Below are 17,458 nucleotides of genomic sequence, written 5' to 3'. Positions count from 1 at the left end.
CCTGATCCGGGTCAGCGATACCTCCCCAGGAGCCGACCCCGCGGCTGCTGTGACGGAGGATCTCACCAAGTTCAAGACGTCAGTGCGAGACCATGAACCCGTGGCACCCCCGACGGAGAGCTCGAGCCCGACCGACCATCAGGCCGTCGTCGCGCTCGCCGAACGCCTTGAGACGCTTCCATGGGTGCTCGGTCTGTACGTCGCCGGGTCACTCGCCACCCGCGACTACGTTCCAGGTGTGAGCGATCTCGACCTGGTCGCGCTCACCGACGGGACTCCGGACGTCCAGGTGCTCTCGTCGATCCACCGTGAGCTCGATGCCGGTGTCGCAGCGGGCGCCGACCTCGGGTGTGCCTATGTCGCCGCCGATCGACGCGACGATCACGCGGCGCCGCATCCCACCTGGACGCACGGCCGGCTGGTTCACCGACCGCTGACGACCATCCCTCGCGCGGAGCTGGCCATCCACGGCCTGTCGGTGTTCGGCGAGGACGTACGGGCAGCGTTTCCGGAGGTCACCGCCGACAACATCCGGAAAGCGTCACGTGCCGAGGTCTGCGGCTACTGGGCCGATGCGCTCAAGCATCCGCACTGGTGGATCCTCGAACCGGAGATCGCCGAGCTGAGCCTGACCGCGATGGCCCGCGGTCGGTACGCGGCCGAGCACGGCCGGCTGCTCACCAAGACGGCTGCGATCGAGCAGGTCGATGCACCGGCCTGGCTTCGTGATCGGCTCCGCGCGCGGCGCCGAGGCGACCCGGCGCCGCTCCCCCGCCTGCGTACGGCGTGGTTCGCGTGGCACGACGTCCGCCGGACGGTCGCCTCACTCAGACCCAGAGGTCCGAGGACGCATCCCCCGCGGCTGCGACAGAGGCGCCTAGGCTCGGATTCATGACGACGCGGTTCGGGATCAAGCTCAGCCAGGCAGCTCCGATCGAGGACTACCTGCGGGTGTGGCGCACGGCCGACGAGGCGGGGTTCGATCACGTCTGGGTGATGGACCACATCGCCAGCCTGGGCGAGAGTCCGAACGAGCCGATCTTCGACGGCTGGGCGATGCAGGCGGCGATGGCGGTCGCGACGAAGCGGGTGCGGATCGGCTGCATGGTCACCGGCAACACCTACCGCCACCCCGGGATGCTCGCCAAGCTCGCCACCACCGTCGACCACCTCTCCGGCGGCCGACTGGAGTTCGGCATCGGCGCAGGCTGGGCGGAGCGCGAGCACACCATGTACGGCCTCGAGTTCGGCACCTTCCGCGAACGCTTCGACCGCCTGGAGGAAGCGCTCCAGGTGATCCGCTCACTCTGGACCGAGCCCACCACGACCTTCACCGGCACGCGCTACCAGCTCGTCGAGGCCGTCGCGGAGCCCAAGCCCGTCCAGCGTCCGCACCCGCCCATCTGGATCGGCGGCAGCGGCCCGAAGCGGACCCTGAGAATGGTCGCGCAGTACGCCGACGCCTGGAACGCCACGGGTGAGACCCCTGAGGAGTACGCCCGGCTCGGCTCGATCCTCGACCAGCACTGCGCCACGGTGGACCGGGATCCGAACACGATCCGCCGCACCGTTCAGCTCCGCCTCGGTGACGCCGGCGACCTCGCACGTCTCGTCGCGGACTTCCGCACTGCGGGCGCGACCGAGTTTATCCTCGTTCTCCCCCGCAGCGGCGATCACCTGGCCGCCCTCGACCGGGCCGCCGCCGACCTCGACACGCTCCGCGACGCCGCCGCCTGACGGCGGGCACCGCGCCCTGGGAGCGCCAGGCGCACCAGACACGCCTCACGCTCCCAGGGTCCGATTCACAGCGGACCGAACACCGCCCCGACGTCCGCGTCCAACGCGACGGCGTCGAGCACGCCGAGCAGCTTGCGCTCCTCGAAGCGGAAGTGGGACTCCATGATCGCCGCGATGCCTTCCAGGTGTTTCCGGAGGTCCTCGGGGGTCGCAGCCCGATCGACGGCTGCCTGGAGACCACCGAGGAGGTGGCCGATCATGGAGTGGTCCTGCTCGAGATAGCGGATCGTCTCGCGCAGCTCGGGGTGGGCTCGGGCGATCACCGGGAACAGCGAGCGGTCCTCACCCTCGTGGTGGCCGGCCAGGGCCGCACAGAACCCGTGACAGAACAGCAGCAGGTCACGGGCCGCGGGCTCGGCGGGATCCCCCGCGGCGATGGCCTCCTGCGTCACCCGCAGTGCCTTGCGCAGCCGGTCGTGGACCCGCCGCATCTCATCTGCCCAGGCGATCAGCCTGGTCTTCTCGCCCTCAGTCACGTGAGGGCGAAGGGGACGACAACATCAGTCGTGCTCCTTCGTGTCCGGCGCCTCCATGCCTGACACGGTCTGTCACCGGCACGCGACGCTGACCCGAGCCTAGTCCACGTTGAGGAGCTTCTGGCGCACGGCGTACATGACCGCCTCCATGCGCGAGTGGGCCTGGAGCTTCTCCAGGATGTTGCGTACGTGGTTCTTGACCGTGTTCTCGGAGATGAACAGCCGCTTGGCGATCTCGCGGTTGTTGAGGCCCTTGGCGACCAGGCCGAGGACCTCGAGCTCGCGGTCGGTGAGCTTGGGGCCAGGGACCGGGGATCGGTCCGGCCGGGACATCTGCTTGAACTCCTCCATCAGCTTCACCGCCATGGCGGGGCTGATCAGGGACTGGCCGTCGGCGACGACCCGGATCGCCTGGGCGACCTGGTCGATCGAGGAGTCCTTGAGGAGGTAGCCCATCGCGCCGGCCTTGACCGCGTCGTAGAGATCGGCCTCCTCGTCGGAGACGGTCAGCATGATGATGTTGGCCGAGGGAACGGCCTCCTTGATGGCGACGCAGGCCTCCAGGCCGGTCTGCTTGGGCATGCGTACGTCGAGCAGCACGACGTCCGGAGCCGAAGCCGCGGCACGCTCGGTGCCCTCGATGCCGTTGGTCGCCTCGCCGATGACCTCGATGCCGGGCTCACTCGCCAGCAGCGCGACCAGACCCCTTCGAAAGAGCTCCTGGTCGTCGACAACCAAAACGCGGACCGGCTCACGATCGGCACCAGATGTAGATGACACGAATGCATCATGGCACGTAACTCATGATGACAAAGGGAATGGCCGGGACTCCTCCATCTGAGGGATGGAAAAGTCCCGGCCGTTGTGCTTGGGCCTGCGGTCAGACGAGGTCCGCGCGGTTGAGCGCGATCACCCCGTAGTCATACCCCCTGCGGCGGTAGACGACCGACGGCCTCATCGAGTCCTTGTCGATGTAGAGGTAGAAGTCGTGTCCGACCAGCTCCATCTCGTAGAGGGCCTGGTCGAGCGTCATCGGCTCCGCGGTGTGCGTCTTCTCCCGGACCACCAAGGGCCCCTCCCCCGTCACGGTGATCGGACCGACCTGGTGCTCCCGGACGGTGTCCTCCTCGAGGTCCCCGGCCCCGGACGTCGGGGCCAGCCCGTCGGGCTCGATGCCCGCCAGCGCCTGCCCCACGGATACCGGCGTACGACGGCCGCGGTGAACCCTGCGGCGGTCTGCGGCGCGGCGCATCTGGGATGCCATCTTGTCGACAGCCAGGTCCAGCGCCCCCATCTTGTCCTCGGCACACGCCTCGGCCCGGATGACCGGACCCTTCGAGTACGCGGTGAGCTCGACGTGTACGGCGCCCTTGTGCTGGCGCGGGTTGGGCTCGTTGTCGACCTCCACGTTGATCCTGATGATGCGGTGGTCGTGCTTCTCGAGCTTCGCGAGCTTCTCTGCTACGTGAGCGCGATAGCGGTCTGAGACCTCGGCGTTGCGGGCCGTGACGACAACTTCCATGGGTACCTCCCGGTGTTTCGGGGTTGGCGGAATCCCGGATGGTCAGCGCATGTGACCTCCGGGGTACGGAGTCCGCCCGGCCGACCTGGTCTTCGACCCCACAATCGCCTGCTGAGGCTTAGCGGCTTGGTGCCACTCCACCTTCTCCCTGCCGGTTCCCGTATCTGACGGGAGGGCAAGGGCAGGACTTATTTCTAAGCCGCACCGTGATCCCCTTGCCCCAGAATCTGGGACAGCAGGGTTACGTGGACCGTTTCGCCTGCGACTGGCATCGGCTTGCCGCTCGGATGCCCGCAATGCGGACCTCTCTGCGACGCAACCACGGACCCAGGCGGACTCCATGTAGCGACGGTAGTTCGCCGATCTGCCCCACGAAAGCCCTTCAACAGAATTACATGCCGGTTTCCTACATTTGAACGTGAGGCCGACGTTGGGTGGCCGCCACGGTCGCGATCGCCGTGACCCTCAGACCGACCGATTCCAGCGCTCGTTGAGCCTCGCGGGCGGTCGCGCCGGTGGTGATCACGTCGTCGCAGACGATGAACCTCGCTCGCGGGATCGACCTCGCAAGTGTCCGGATGCCGGACGTGGGGCAGGTGATCGAACCGTCCAGGTTGGCCTGCCGCTGCCGGGAGTCGAGACCGGCCTGGTCCGCGACGCCCGGTCTGGTGCGGAGCAGCTGGTGATGACGTACGCCGACCCCGCGCTGCCTCAGCATCGCGGCCGCTCGGCTCGTGATCGCCGCGGTGCTGTCCAGGCCGCGCTCGCGCACGGAGGCCGGCCGGGAAGGGACCGGGACGAGGACCGTCGGGCCGGGACCGGTCCTCGCCATCGCCTCGAGGACGGAGAGCGCGAGCAGGCCGGCCAGGGGCCTACGGAGGCCGAGGAGCTGATGCTCCTTGAGCCCGATGACGAGCTGCTTGAGGATGCCCTCGTAGGGCCCGGCCGCGAAGGCCGGGACGATGCCCGGCGGCGCCGGGGTCGGCGGGCTCGGTCGGGCTCTCTGCGGCAGCTCGGCGTGGCAGCCGCGGCAGAGGAGCCGGCCCGGTCGCTCGCAGCCGACGCAGCGGCCGCCGACGATCAGGTCGTGCCAGGCGTCGGCGAGATCGCCTCGAAGACTCATGCTCCCGAGTCGACCAGGGTGAGTGCCCGGGGGCAACCGACAACCGATCGCCTGTGGATAAGGCTGTGGAGAGTCAGCCCTGGTAGGTGATGTCCGAGAGATCGGAGGGAAGTTCGAGGTCGAACCGGTCGAGAGGGTCCAGGAGGGTCCAGCCGGACATCGCGTAGAGGCGGGCCGAGGCCACCGGGGAGCCGACGACGCCGGTGACCCGATCGCTGAGGGTGTAGCGCTCCCCGCTGGGGGCACCGTCGAGCGAGACCGACTGGAACAGCGCGGTCGAGCTGATCTGCTGGACCGCGACGATCGTGGTCGGCGAGGTCCAGGCGACGTCGGTGACCTGCATCGTGGCGGCATCCGGATGCGGCAGCAGGACCGCCGAGGTCGCGGTCGTGATCTCGCCCTTCGAGCTGGCCCGCAGGCGGCTGACCACGATGCGGTCCGAGAACTCGCCACCGATCACCGCGACGAACCGGGTGCCGTCGCGCGAGACCAGGAACCGCTTCACGTTCTCCCCCGTCACCCCGGGGATGGCGACGCGGACGCGGCGGTCGCCGTCGACGTACATCACCCGGGCGCCCGTCGAGTCCTTGTCGACCAGCCACAGTCGGCCGGCGAGGTCCCAGGAGGGCCGCAGCAGCCGGGTGCCCGTCACCCGAGCCTTGGCGAGCTCGCCGTCGCTGGTCAGCTCGCCGACGACGACGCCGGTGCGGTCGGCGGTCACGGCGGCGGCGGTCGAACCGTCGGCGTCGACGGCGACATCGACCACGCCGTGCGACTTCGCCCAGCCGCCGAGCACCGGCACCCATGGGTCGCCGTTCTCGCCGGTGCTGGTCACCAGCGCGCCGCCGCGCAGCGCGTAGAGGTCGACCCGCGCGGAGGTGCCGTTGGGGTCGTAGCCACCGCCGTTGTCGGCGCTGAACGTGTCCCCGTAGCCCGGCAGCACCACCGGCTCGCCGTCGATCGTGAGCCGGATGCGTTCCACGCTGGCGTCCTGGCGCAGGGTCCAGGCCAGCTGGGCGCCCATCAGCTGAAGCTCCTCGGAGCTGTGATCACCCAGGTCACCGGCCAGGTCGACCTCGGCCACGCCGTCGCGTACGTCCACCGAGCGGGGCTCGTTCGCCGTGGTCGGGAGCGCGCTGCGGATGACGCCCTGTGCCTCCTCTCCCGGGCCGCTCAGCAGGCTGGAGACGAGGGTGGCGGCGTAGGAGGTGCCCTTGGGGGCGAAGATCGGCTCCGGCACCAGGGTGTGCCCCGTCGGTTCGACGTAGTAGAGGTTGCTGCGAGCGAAGTGGGTCAGGAACCAGTCCTCCTCGACCACCAGGGCGTTCGGCGCCGAGCTGATCCGCCACTCGCCCTCGGTGCGGGTCAGCTCGAAGTCGAGGATCGCCTGCGAGGAGGCCAGCGCACCACGCCAGACGCCACGCTCGTCGAGCCAGCCGGCATCCTCCAGCTCGACCGAGACCCGCGGCGACGAGCTGACGTGGCTGCCGAGCTCGCCGTAGACCAGCGTGCGGCCGGCGGGCGCCCAGTTCATCGCGGCATCTCTGGTGAGGTAGCGGCGGGCGTAGGCCGTGCTCATCGGGGTGGCCTTCATGGCGTCGAGGAAGCCGTCGACGATCTCGCCCGGGGACGCGCCCGCGCGGGGGGCGCCGGGGTTGTAGGGGATGACCTCCTCCTGTGCGGCTGGCGCGGCCAGGTCGACGCGCTGGACGGGCCCGGAGTCGGGCACGCTCGAGCACGCCGAGGCGAGGAGTGCGACCCCGGTCAGCACGGCGGCGAGTGCGGATCTCACGACGCCTCCAGGGTGTCGCGGGCGTCGGCCGGGACGAGCGGGAGCGGGCTGTGCCGCAGCGCGGCCCCGGCGTAGCGGGGAAGCGTGAGCCGGAACTGGGCCCCCTGGTCGGGGCGTCCCCAGGCCTGCAGCCAACCGCCGTGGAGGTGGGCGTCTTCGAGGGAGATCGACAGGCCCAGACCGGTGCCGCCGCTGGAGCGGTCGCGGGCGGGGTCGGCGCGCCAGAACCGGTTGAAGACCAGGGCGGTCTCCCCCGGCGCCAGCCCGACGCCGTGGTCGCGCACGGTCAGTGCGGCCGCGTGCTCGTCGCTGTCGATGCGGATGGTGACGGTCTGGCCCACGAGGGCGTGGTCGGTGGCGTTGGCCACCAGGTTGCGTACGATCCGCTCGACCCGGCGGTGGTCGACCTGGGCCGTGCACGGATGGCCGGGAGCGACGACCTTCAGCTCGATGTCGCGCTTGGCGGCGAGTGGTTCGTACGCCTCGACGACGGCGTGGGCCAGCGCGGTCAGGTCGGTGTCGTAGAGGTCGAGCACGGCCGCTCCGGCGTCGAAGCGACTGATCTCGAGCAGGTCGCTCAGGAGCGTCTCGAAGCGGTCCAGCTCGGTCTGCAGCAGCTCGGCCGCCCGGGCCGTCGGGGCGTCGAAGCTGTCCCGGGCCTCGTGGAGGACGTCGCTGGCCATGCGGACGGTGGTGAGCGGCGTACGCAGCTCGTGGGAGACGTCGGAGCTGAACCGGCGCTGGACGCGGGAGAGGTGCTCGAGCTGTCGGATCTGGTTCTGCAGACCGCTGGCCATCTGGTTGAACGAGATCGCCAGACCGGTGAGGTCGTCCTCGCCGTGGACGACCATCCGCTCCTCGAGGCGTCCGGCGGCGAGCCGTTCCGCGGTCCGGCGGGCGATCCGGATGGGCGTGACCACATGGCGGGTCACGATCCAGCTGCCGACGCCGATCAGCAGGATCAGGATCGCGCCGGCCGCCAGCAGTCCGCGGGTGATGACGCCGAGCGTCTCCTGCTCCTGGTCCATCGGGAAGAGGAAGTAGACGTTGTACGTGTCGTCGTGCAGCTCCACCTGCGACCCGATCACGATGCCGGGTGTGGGGGACCGCTCGCCGTCGTCGTAGGAGATCCGGGTGTAGGTCCAGGCCGACTCGGCGCGGATCGACTGGAACCGGTCCTCGAGCGTGCGCGGGACGCTGCGTACGTCCACACCCGGTGTCCACTCGACACCGTCATCGCTGATCCGGCCCGACGTCGACGTCACCGGACCCGCCATGACCACGCCGTAGCCGCGCGAGAGACTGCGCTGGATGATCGGGTCGCCCAGGTCGTTGCGCTGCAGCGGGGTGCCACCGTTGTCTCCCGAGGTCTCCGCGATGCTCGAACGGGCCGCGGAGAGCTCCTCGGAGGCCTCTGCCTTCGCCGAGGCGACGCGGTCCTGGACCAGCTCGTCGCCGATCTGCTCGAGCAGGATCAGCCCGACCAGGCTGACGGCGGCCGCGGTGAGCAGCACGGTGTAGACCACGACGCGGGTCTGGATCGAGCGGCGCCACGTGGTCAGGAGCTTCTTGGGCGTCCGTGATGCTGCGCGGACGACCTGCTGGAGTGTCACACGGGCCCTGCCTTGTAGCCGACGCCACGGACGGTGACGACGATCTCGGGGTTCTCCGGGTCGTGCTCGACCTTGGACCGCAGTCGCTGGACATGCACGTTGACCAGCCGCGTGTCGGCGGCATGGCGGTAGCCCCACACCTGCTCCAGCAGCACCTCGCGGGAGAAGACCTGATGGGGCTTGCGGGCCAGGCACTCCAGCAGGTCGAACTCGAGCGGCGTGAGCTGGATCTGCTCGCCGTCACGGGTGACCTGGTGGCCGGCCACGTCGATGGTGAGGTCGCCGATCTCCAGCACCTCGGGGACGGCGTCGCCGTGCCTGCGTACGCGTGCCCGGATCCTGGCGATCAGCTCCTTGGGCTTGAACGGCTTCACCACGTAGTCGTCGGCCCCGGACTCGAGCCCGACCACCACGTCGACCGTGTCGCCCTTCGCGGTGAGCATGACGATCGGCACACCCGACTCCTTGCGGATCAGCTTGCACACCTCGATGCCGTCCATCCCGGGAAGCATCAGGTCGAGCAGCACCACGTCGGGCTTGTAGTCGTGGAAGGCATGGATCGCCAGGTCACCGCGGGCCACCAGCTGAGAGTCGAAGCCTTCCTGTCTCAGCACGATCGCCAGCATCTCGCTCAGCGAGGCATCATCATCGACGACGAGGACCTTTCCCTTGGCGGGCTGGTCGGGAGCGCTGCGATCGGCCATGTGTCCGATTCTGTCACCCTGTGCGTGCGAGGCATCACATGAGCCACCCCACAACGCGCGAGTCGGCGCGTCTGCCCCGGTGTTGCGGGGTGGACGCGCCGACTCGGACGGTGATCAGTAGCGGTAGTGGTCCGCCTTGTAGGGACCCTCGACCGGGACGCCGAGGTAGTCGGCCTGAGCCTGGTTGAGCTCGGTCAGCTCGACGCCGAGGGCGTCGAGGTGGAGGCGGGCGACCTCCTCGTCGAGCGCCTTGGGCAGGACGTAGACGCCGATCGGGTAGTCGTCGGTCTTGGTGAAGAGCTCGATCTGGGCCAGCGTCTGGTTGGTGAACGAGTTCGACATCACGAAGCTCGGGTGACCGGTGGCGTTGCCCAGGTTGAGCAGGCGGCCCTCGGACAGCACGATGATCTTCTTGCCGTCGGGGAAGATCCACTGGTGGACCTGCGGCTTGATCTCGTCCTTGACGATGCCCGGGATCTTGGCGAGACCGGCCATGTCGATCTCGTTGTCGAAGTGGCCGATGTTGCCGACGATGGCCTGGTTCTTCATCTTCTCGAAGTGCTCGACCCGGATGATGTCGAAGTTGCCGGTCGTGGTGATGAAGATGTCGGCGGTCTCGATGACCGACTCCAGGCGGCGGACCTCGTAGCCGTCCATCGCGGCCTGCAGCGCGCAGATCGGGTCGATCTCGGTGACGATGACGCGAGCGCCCTGGCCACGCAGCGACTCGGCCGAGCCCTTGCCGACGTCGCCGTAACCGCACACGACCGCGACCTTGCCGCCGATCATGACGTCGGTGGCGCGGTTGATGCCGTCGATGAGCGAGTGGCGGCAGCCGTACTTGTTGTCGAACTTCGACTTGGTGACCGAGTCGTTGACGTTGATCGCCGGGAAGAGGAGCGAGCCCTCCTTGAACCGGTCATAGAGGCGCAGGACACCGGTGGTGGTCTCCTCGGTGACGCCCTTGATGCCTCCTGCGATGTTGGTCCAGCGCGTAGGGTCGTTCTTCAGGCTCCGGTCGAGGACGCGGAGGACCTCCTTGAACTCCTCGTTGTCGGTGGAGTCCTGGCCCGGCACGGCGCCGGCCTTCTCGAACTCGACACCCTTGTGGACGAGCAGCGTGATGTCGCCGCCGTCGTCGAGGAGCATGTTCGGACCGACCTTGTTGCCGGCCTCGTCGGTGAAGTCGAAGACCTTCTCGGCCTCGTCCCAGTACTCGGCCAGGGTCTCGCCCTTCCAGGCGAAGACCGGGGTGCCGTTGGGCTCCTCGGGGGTGCCGGTGCCGACGACGACGGCCGCGGCGGCGTGGTCCTGGGTGGAGAAGATGTTGCAGGTGGCCCAGCGCACGTCGGCGCCGAGGGCGGTCAGCGTCTCGATGAGCACGCCGGTCTGGATGGTCATGTGCAGCGAGCCGGCGATGCGGGCGCCCTTGAGCGGCTGGTCCTTGCCGTAGCGCTCGCGCATGGCCATCAGGCCCGGCATCTCGTGCTCGGCGAGGGTGAGCTCCTTGCGGCCGAACTCGGCCAGGCTCAGGTCGGCAACCTTGTAGTCCATGGTTATTCCTTACCGAATGTAATGCGGGCCTGCGTCGCGCATCTGCGCACCAGCGGGATCTCCCACGCAGGGTCTCCCCAGACTACAAGCGGCCCTCGGCGTCCGCGGTAATCCTGGGCGGCAAACGCCAGGCCAACATCAATGGACCAGCATCAGGTGACACCGACCGCGCTCAGTGCTTCTTCGGGAAAGGCAGCAGATGGAGTACGCCGACCACGACTGCACCGACGATGAGCCCGACGACCGCGGAGAAGAAGGTGTTGACCAGCCATCCGGCGGCCGCACCGACGGCACCGAGGGCGTGGTGGACCTCTTCCTCGAGGTGGTGGACGGTGTCGTAGGGCCACGACCAGCCGGGGTGGCCGGCGGCGAGCCCGTTGACGTCGTGGAGACCGACCAGGATCAGGTGGCCACCGACCCAGAGCATCGCCACGGTGCCGACGATCGAGATCACGGTGAGCACCTTCGGCATGGCCGAGACCATGCCCAGCCCGAGCCGCTGGGCGAAGGCGCCGGGGCGCTGGGACAGCGCCAGCCCGGTGTCGTCCATCTTCACGATCAGGGCGACCACGCCGTAGACCACGATCGTGATCAGGAACGCGACCGCCACCAGCGCGCCGAGGCGCAGCCAGAAGCTCTGGTCGATGACCTCGTTGAGCGCGATCACCATGATCTCGGTGGAGAGGATGAGGTCGGTGCGTACGGCCCCCGCGATCATCGTCTTCTCGGCCTCGGGGCCCTCCTCGACGACCGGCGTGTCGTGGGTCTCGGCGTGCGGTCGCACCCACTCCAGGACCTTCTCGACACCCTCGAAGGCGAGGAAGGCGCCGCCGAGCATCAGGATCGGGGTGATCGCCCATGGCGCCCACTGCGCCAGGATCAGCGCGACCGGCAGGATGATCAGCAGTTTGTTGCGCAGCGAGCCGAAGGCGATCTTCTTGATGATCGGCACCTCGCGCTCGGCGGCGATGCCGTGGACGTACTGCGGCGTCACCGCGGTGTCGTCGATGACGACACCGGCGGCCTTGGCCGAGGCCTTGCCGGCGGCAGCGCCGACATCGTCGACGGACGCAGCCGCCAGCTTGGCGATGGCGGCTACGTCGTCGAGCAGTGCGAAGAGTCCGGCGCTCATGCCGTCGCCTCCGTAGCGAAGGGCGAATAGTACGGAGGCGACGGCCTGAGGCTCACTGTCGCTCGCTGACGCTCGCTCATGATCCGAACCCTATCGGGTGGATCGGGCTACTCGACGCCCTGCTCCCGGAACAGCTCCGAGAGCGGGTACTCCTCGAAGTAGTCGGTCTTGATCCGCAGCCAGGTCCCGTCGAGGATCATCTCGTCGATCGCGTCGTCGGCCTGGTCCCTGAGTCCGTCGCCCTTGCGGAAGACGAAGGCGATCGGGGCCTTGTCGGACGGAAAGACGATCCGCTCCTCCATCGGGATCGGGGCGTGCTTGATCAGCCCTTTGGTGAACGGAGCGTCGTAGAAGAACGAGTCCGCCTTGCCCGCGGCGACCGCCTCGAGCGCGGCCGCCTCGTTCTTCCGCTTCACGATCTCGGCCTTGGGGAACCGCGCCTTGAGAATGCCCTCCTGCGCGGTGCCGTCCACGATGGCGACCCGGGTGCCGTTGATGTCCTTGAGCTTTCGGATCGGGGAGTCCTTCGGGGTCGTGAAGGACAGGTACGTGACGAAGTAGGGGTGCGAGAAGTCGTAGGCCTCCTCGCGCTCCTCGGTCACGCTCACCTGGGAGGCGATCATGTCGATGTCGCCCGCATCGAGCGCGGTGAACAGGTCGGCGAAGTCCATCGGTACGAACGAGGGCTTGATGCCGAGCGACTTGGTGACGCCGAGGGCCATCTCGTAGTCGAAGCCCTTGGCGCCGGACCCTTCGGTGTAATACACCGGCGCGCTGTTCAGCACACCGATCCTGAGCTGGCCGTCATCGGCCGCACTGCTGCGCCGGGCAGAGGACGGGCCGGTCGTCTCAACCGTGTTGGAGACCACGATCAGGATCACCAGGAGGGTGACCGCGCCCGCAAGGATGAATTTCAAGGATTTCATACGACGTCCTGGGTGGGGGGAGGGGTGCGCCGAGACGCTGTGACCTGGGCTGAGCCGGGCCAGCGGGCATCGTAGGCTACTGGACTTCAGGCGCCCCGAAGTGGGCGAGCGTCGTCAGGCTCAGGCGCCCTTGTCCTTGAAGACCTCCGAGAGCGGGTACTCCTTGAAGTACTCCTTCTTGATCTTCAGCCAGTCCCCATCGAGGATCATCTGCTCGAGAACCCCATCGACCTGCTCCTTGCGCTCGTCACCCTTCTGCATGACGAACCCGATCGGGGCGTCGTCGGCCGGGTAGACGATCGCCTCCTTCAGGGGGATCGGCGCCCGGTTGATGATCGGCGCGGTGTAGGGAGCGTCGTAGAAGAAGGCGTCGGCCTCGCCGCTCTGGATCGCCTTCACCGCGGAGTCCTCGTCCTTGACCTTGATGATGTTGACGCCCTCGTACTGCTCCTCGAGGTAGCGCTCCTGGATCGTGCCCTCGACGATCGCGATGTTCTTGCCGTTGACGTCGTCGCGCGTCTTGATGGTCGAGTCCTCCGGGGTGAGGAAGGACAGGTACGTCACGAAGTAGGGCGCGCTGAAGTCGAAGTCCTGCTTCCGCTCCGCGGTCTCGGTGACCTGGGCGCCGATCATGTCGATGTCGCCGGTCTCGAGCGCGGTGAAGAGATCGCTGAAGTCCATCACGACGAACTCCGGCTTGGCGCCCATGCCTTCGGCGACACCGAGTGCCATCTCGTAGTCGAAGCCCTTGGTCACGCCGTCGATCTTGTAGTAGGCCGGCTCGGTGCCGTCGACACCGATCCGCAGCGTGCCGCCTGCGGACGCACTCTTCTCCTCGGTCGCCTTCGGGGCCGGGTCGGCGTAATAGCCGCCGATGACCAGGACCCCCAAGAGGGCCAGGGCGCCGGCGACGACAAACTTGATCTGGTTCATGCAAAAGTCCTGTATTTCCGGGATGGTGGGGGCATGCCCGTCACGTCGGCGCCGAGAATCCGAGACGTGCTGGCCAAGGGTGGCCGGTTGATGTTGCATCAAACACCTGACTGCTCCCCCACGTCCAGGTCTTCGACAGTCCTCGTCACGTTCCGTAACCGAACTTTCACCGTGGCGCGTGATACGCATCACGCGCTATGTTCGCCAAACCGGACCCTCACCAGACGAGCAGACACAAACGCGTTCTTGTGAACATCAGGCGCCCTTTTCACGGAAGACCTCGGAGAGCGGGGCCGCCTCGAAGTAGTCGGTCTTGATCTTCATCCACTCCCCGTTGAGGACCATGTCCTCGATGACCCCGTCGATCTGCTCCTTGCGCTCGTCACCCTCGCGGACCACGAAGCCGATGGGCGCGTCCTCGGCCTGGTAGACGATCGGCTCCGTCAGCGGGATGGGTGCGCTCCTGATGATCGATTCGGAGTAGGGAGCGCCGTAGAAGAACGCGTCGGCCTCGCCTCGCTGCATCGACCTGACCGCCTCGTCGGCGTTCGGCGCCTCGATGATGTTGACGTCCTGGTACTGCTCTTCGAGGTAGCGCTTCTGCACCGTGCCCTCGACGACCGCGATGTTCTTGCCATCGACATCGCGGCGGGTCCGGATGGGCGAGCCCTTGGGAGCGAGGAACGACACGTACGTCACGAAGTAGGGAGTGCTGAAGTCGAATTCGCGCTCCTGCTCCGCGGTCTTGGTCACCTGGGCCCCGATCATGTCGATCTTGCCCGCCCGCAGAGCCGGGAAGAGCTCGTTGAGATCCATCTCCACGAACTCAGGCTCGGCACCCATGCCCTCGGCGACGCTGCGCGCCATCTGGTAGTCGAAGCCCTTGGTCACGCCGTCGACCTTGTAGTAGGCCGGCTCGGCGCCGTCGACGCCGATCCGAAGAGTGCCACCGACAGCAGCGCTCGCCTCGTCGGTCGCGGACGGGGCCGACTCGGAGAGCCGTCCGCTGAAGACGACGGCGCCCAGGAGCGCCAGGGCACCGGCGACGACGAACTTGGTCTGGTTCATGGGAGGGGGATCCTGTTCCAGGGTGGGGGATGCGGCCTTGATGTGACCGATTTGTTGCCAAATAAAACAACGGCCCACTCTCCGGCGTCCAGGGGTCTCACATCGTGACTACGCTCCGCCAACGAACCTGACCGCAAGACATGACGCAGATCACATGGATCTGTCCATCATGCGGAATTAAACATCGTTAACCAAACCCAAACGAAGATACTCCGCGGAGTATGTTCCCTGGAGCAGCAGCGACGCATAGCGGGCGACCTCGGTGCTCGCGTTCGCCTCGACGACCTCCACCCGTACGCCGCGCGTGTCCGCGGCCTCGGTGAGGGAGCGTCGCTGCTCGACCATGATCGGATCGGTCGCGCCGTCGTCGAGGATGACCAGGACGGGACGTACGGATGCCTGCTCCTCGGCGAACGGGTCGTCGAAGACGTTGCGGGGCCGGGCTGCCTCGAGGACCGGGAGCAGGTCGTCGGCGTCACCGGCGATGGCACCGCGGCCGCTGGCGCGTCGCAGGCCCTCGGCGACACGACGGGCAGCACGGGCGGCCAGGACGGAGCCGCCCCACACGACCGGGAGCGAGTCGGCCAGCGAGATCGCCAGGATCTTGCCCGGGTTGACCGAGATGTCGCGATGCGGCGAGCAGGCCGTGGCGACGTCGTCGAGGGCATCGGCCACCTTGCCCGCGTCGGCCTCGGGACCGAGACCGATCGAGTTGAGGTAGGTGAGCATCAGGATCGCCATCGCGAGCGTGTCGCCACCCTCGACCGGGAGCAAGGTGCTGTCGCGGCCCTCGGCATGCTGGGCGACCAGCGACTTCTCCGGCGCGGCCACGACCAGCTGGGCGCCACGACGGACGGCCTCGGCGGCGGCCGAGGCCTCACCCGGATCGGAGCCGGTGGGCGCCAGCACGACCACGAGGTCGAGGCTCCCGGCCCAGCCCGGCAGACCCGGGGCCGGCCAGGCGACGAACGGGACCGGACAGAACGGCTCGAGGACCGCGCGCAGCAGGCGCGAGTCGGGACCGGCGGCGACCACGGCCCGCGGTCGCCCGGTCTCTGCGGCGCGGCGTACGGCCTCCTGCAGGGGCTCTGCGGCACGCGCAGCCTCGCGGCGGACCCGGGCACCGGACTCGGCCAGCGAACGCAGCAGCAGGTCGATGCCGGCCAGCGCCCGCTCGTCGTCCAGCCTCGACTCGTCGAACCAGGTCATCGGAGTCACTCGCCCTTGGTCGGACGGGCCTCGTCGATGAGCAGGACGGGGATGCCGTCGCGTACGGGATAGGCCAGGCCACACTCCCCCTGGCAGACCAGCTCACTGTCCGCCTCGACGGGCAGCAGGTCGCCGTGGCACTGCGGGCAGACGATGATCTCGAGCAGCTTCTCGCTCAAACCTAGGGCGCTCATGCGGGACCCCGCCTTTCATTGGGTTCAGTCTTTCGGATGATGGCGAGCGCTTCGTCGCGCACGCGCTCCATGGTGAGTATGTCCTTGCCCTCCGCGTTGAGCCGCAGCAGCGGCTCGGTGTTGGAGGCGCGGACGTTGAACGTCCAGTCGGCGTGGGAGAGGGTCAGGCCGTCGAGCTTGTCGACGGTGACACCGTCGCGCCCGGCGTACGCCTTCTCGATCTCGGCCACGGTGGCGGCCTGGTCGGGCACGGTCGAGTTGATCTCACCGCTCATCGGATAGCGGTCGTACGCCGCCAGCAGCTCGCTCAGCGGCTTGTCGGTCTCGGCGAGGGCGCCGAGCACGTGCAGCGCGGCGAGCATGCCGGAGTCGGCGCGCCAGAAGTCGCGGAAGTAGAAGTGGCCGCTGTGCTCGCCGCCGAAGGCCGCCTTCGACTCGGCCATCACGGCCTTGATGTAGGAGTGGCCCACGCGGGTGCGTACCGGGGTGCCGCCGAGCTCGGTGACGATCTCGGGGACGGCGCGGGAGGTGATCAGGTTGTGGATGATCGTCGCGCCCGGCTCCTTGGCCAGGGCACGCTCGGCGATCAGGGCGGTGATCGCGCTCGGGCTGACCAGGTCGCCCTTCTCATCGACCAGGAAGCAGCGGTCGGCGTCGCCGTCGAAGGCGAGACCGGCGTCGGCACCCGTCTCGCGCACGCGCGCCTGCAGGTCGACCAGCGTGGTCGAGTCGAGCGGGTTGGCCTCGTGGTTGGGGAAGGTGCCGTCGAGCTCGAAGTACATCGGGATCAGCTCGACGGCGTCGGTGCCGAGGCGGCCGAAGACCGCAGGGGCGGTGTGGCCGGCCATGCCGTTGCCGGCGTCGGCGACGACGGTGAGCTTGCGACCCTTGACCGGGGCCAGACCGAGCAGATGCGCGGCGTACGCCTCCAGCACGTCGGTCTCGCTGATGCTGCCCGCGACGTCGACGACGGGGGCCTCACCGGAGATGACCAGGTCGCGGATCTCGTTGAGCCCGCTCTCCGCGCCGACCGGGACCGCGTTGGCCCGGCACAGCTTGATGCCGTTGTACTGCGCCGGGTTGTGGCTGGCGGTGAACATCGCGCCCGGCAGGCCGAGATGGCCGGAGGCGAAGTAGAGCTCGTCGGTCGAGGCCAGCCCGATGATGGTGACGTCAGCGCCTGCCTCGGTCGCACCCTCCGCGAAGGCTCCCGAGAGCGACGGAGAGCTGGGGCGCATGTCGTGGCCCACGACGATCTCCCCACCCCGCGCACCGACGACGTGCACGAAGGCCCGCCCGGCGAGTCGGGCGAGGTTCTCGTCGATCTGGTCAGGGACGGTGCCACGGACGTCGTACGCCTTGAAGACGGCGTTGGCGATGTCGGGGTCGACTCTCTCCGGCATGTCCGGAACTCT

At 68.3% G+C, this 17,458-nt stretch carries 17 protein-coding genes; 2 read left to right on the top strand and 15 right to left on the bottom strand.

The window, feature by feature from the left end; genetic code table 11:
- Positions 1-100: 100 nt before the first annotated feature.
- A complete protein-coding gene (locus ACIA03_RS18315; RefSeq protein ID WP_396985047.1) occupies positions 101-895 on the top strand; it encodes a hypothetical protein in 795 nt (264 codons plus the stop codon).
- Complete coding sequence (locus ACIA03_RS18310) at positions 892-1,737, top strand: LLM class F420-dependent oxidoreductase (protein WP_396985045.1); 846 nt, start codon at positions 892-894, stop codon at positions 1,735-1,737. The genes ACIA03_RS18315 and ACIA03_RS18310 overlap by 4 nt, the downstream gene beginning before the upstream one ends.
- A 65-nt stretch (positions 1,738-1,802) precedes the next feature.
- Here ACIA03_RS18310 and ACIA03_RS18305 read toward each other — a convergent pair whose 3' ends face one another.
- The 15 genes from ACIA03_RS18305 to ACIA03_RS18235 form a co-directional block, all read right to left on the bottom strand.
- The gene (locus ACIA03_RS18305) at positions 1,803-2,273 is read right to left on the bottom strand and encodes a hemerythrin domain-containing protein (RefSeq protein WP_396985043.1); all 471 of its coding nucleotides are present in this window, start codon (positions 2,271-2,273) and stop codon (positions 1,803-1,805) included.
- Between the two features lie 99 nt (positions 2,274-2,372).
- On the bottom strand, positions 2,373-3,053 hold the full coding sequence (locus tag ACIA03_RS18300; RefSeq protein WP_396985041.1) for a response regulator: 681 nt from the start codon (positions 3,051-3,053) through the stop codon (positions 2,373-2,375).
- 100 nt (positions 3,054-3,153) lie between these two features.
- Positions 3,154-3,795 (bottom strand): ribosome hibernation-promoting factor, HPF/YfiA family, encoded by a 642-nt coding sequence (hpf, locus tag ACIA03_RS18295; RefSeq protein WP_396985039.1) that lies wholly within the window; start codon positions 3,793-3,795, stop codon positions 3,154-3,156.
- A 406-nt stretch (positions 3,796-4,201) separates the two neighbouring features.
- Positions 4,202-4,918 carry a ComF family protein gene (locus tag ACIA03_RS18290; RefSeq protein WP_396985037.1) on the bottom strand — a complete coding sequence of 239 codons (717 nt, stop codon included), beginning with the start codon at positions 4,916-4,918 and terminating at the stop codon, positions 4,202-4,204.
- A 73-nt stretch (positions 4,919-4,991) separates the two neighbouring features.
- On the bottom strand, positions 4,992-6,710 hold the full coding sequence (locus tag ACIA03_RS18285) for an LpqB family beta-propeller domain-containing protein (protein WP_396985035.1): 1,719 nt from the start codon (positions 6,708-6,710) through the stop codon (positions 4,992-4,994).
- Complete coding sequence (gene mtrB, locus ACIA03_RS18280) at positions 6,707-8,323, bottom strand: MtrAB system histidine kinase MtrB (protein WP_396985033.1); 1,617 nt, start codon at positions 8,321-8,323, stop codon at positions 6,707-6,709. The genes ACIA03_RS18285 and mtrB overlap by 4 nt, the downstream gene beginning before the upstream one ends.
- On the bottom strand, positions 8,320-9,027 hold the full coding sequence (gene mtrA, locus ACIA03_RS18275) for an MtrAB system response regulator MtrA (protein ID WP_396985030.1): 708 nt from the start codon (positions 9,025-9,027) through the stop codon (positions 8,320-8,322). The genes mtrB and mtrA overlap by 4 nt, the downstream gene beginning before the upstream one ends.
- Positions 9,028-9,141: 114 nt before the next feature.
- Positions 9,142-10,581: an adenosylhomocysteinase gene (gene ahcY, locus ACIA03_RS18270; protein ID WP_396985028.1), complete on the bottom strand. Its 1,440-nt coding sequence runs from the start codon at positions 10,579-10,581 to the stop codon at positions 9,142-9,144.
- 172 nt (positions 10,582-10,753) lie between these two features.
- Positions 10,754-11,713 (bottom strand): DUF808 domain-containing protein, encoded by a 960-nt coding sequence (locus ACIA03_RS18265; RefSeq protein WP_396985026.1) that lies wholly within the window; start codon positions 11,711-11,713, stop codon positions 10,754-10,756.
- Between the two features lie 107 nt (positions 11,714-11,820).
- Complete coding sequence (locus ACIA03_RS18260; RefSeq protein ID WP_396985024.1) at positions 11,821-12,639, bottom strand: substrate-binding periplasmic protein; 819 nt, start codon at positions 12,637-12,639, stop codon at positions 11,821-11,823.
- Positions 12,640-12,759: 120 nt separating this feature from the next.
- Entirely contained in the window at positions 12,760-13,572 is an 813-nt protein-coding gene (locus ACIA03_RS18255) for a substrate-binding periplasmic protein (protein WP_396985022.1), read from the bottom strand.
- 255 nt (positions 13,573-13,827) lie between these two features.
- Positions 13,828-14,640: a substrate-binding periplasmic protein gene (locus tag ACIA03_RS18250; protein ID WP_396985020.1), complete on the bottom strand. Its 813-nt coding sequence runs from the start codon at positions 14,638-14,640 to the stop codon at positions 13,828-13,830.
- 177 nt (positions 14,641-14,817) lie between these two features.
- On the bottom strand, positions 14,818-15,849 hold the full coding sequence (locus tag ACIA03_RS18245) for an SIS domain-containing protein (protein ID WP_396985018.1): 1,032 nt from the start codon (positions 15,847-15,849) through the stop codon (positions 14,818-14,820).
- A gap of 5 nt (positions 15,850-15,854) precedes the next feature.
- On the bottom strand, positions 15,855-16,043 hold the full coding sequence (locus tag ACIA03_RS18240; RefSeq protein WP_045552122.1) for a Trm112 family protein: 189 nt from the start codon (positions 16,041-16,043) through the stop codon (positions 15,855-15,857).
- Positions 16,040-17,446 carry a phosphomannomutase/phosphoglucomutase gene (locus ACIA03_RS18235; RefSeq protein WP_396985015.1) on the bottom strand — a complete coding sequence of 469 codons (1,407 nt, stop codon included), beginning with the start codon at positions 17,444-17,446 and terminating at the stop codon, positions 16,040-16,042. Before ACIA03_RS18235 ends, ACIA03_RS18240 begins: the two co-directional genes overlap by 4 nt.
- Positions 17,447-17,458: the final 12 nt, after the last annotated feature.

The organism is Nocardioides sp. NPDC051685, from assembly GCF_044453405.1.
Lineage (GTDB): Bacteria > Actinomycetota > Actinomycetes > Propionibacteriales > Nocardioidaceae > Nocardioides.
The sequence above is the reverse complement of the archived record's forward strand: the minus strand, read 5'-3'. Positions and strand labels throughout refer to the sequence as shown.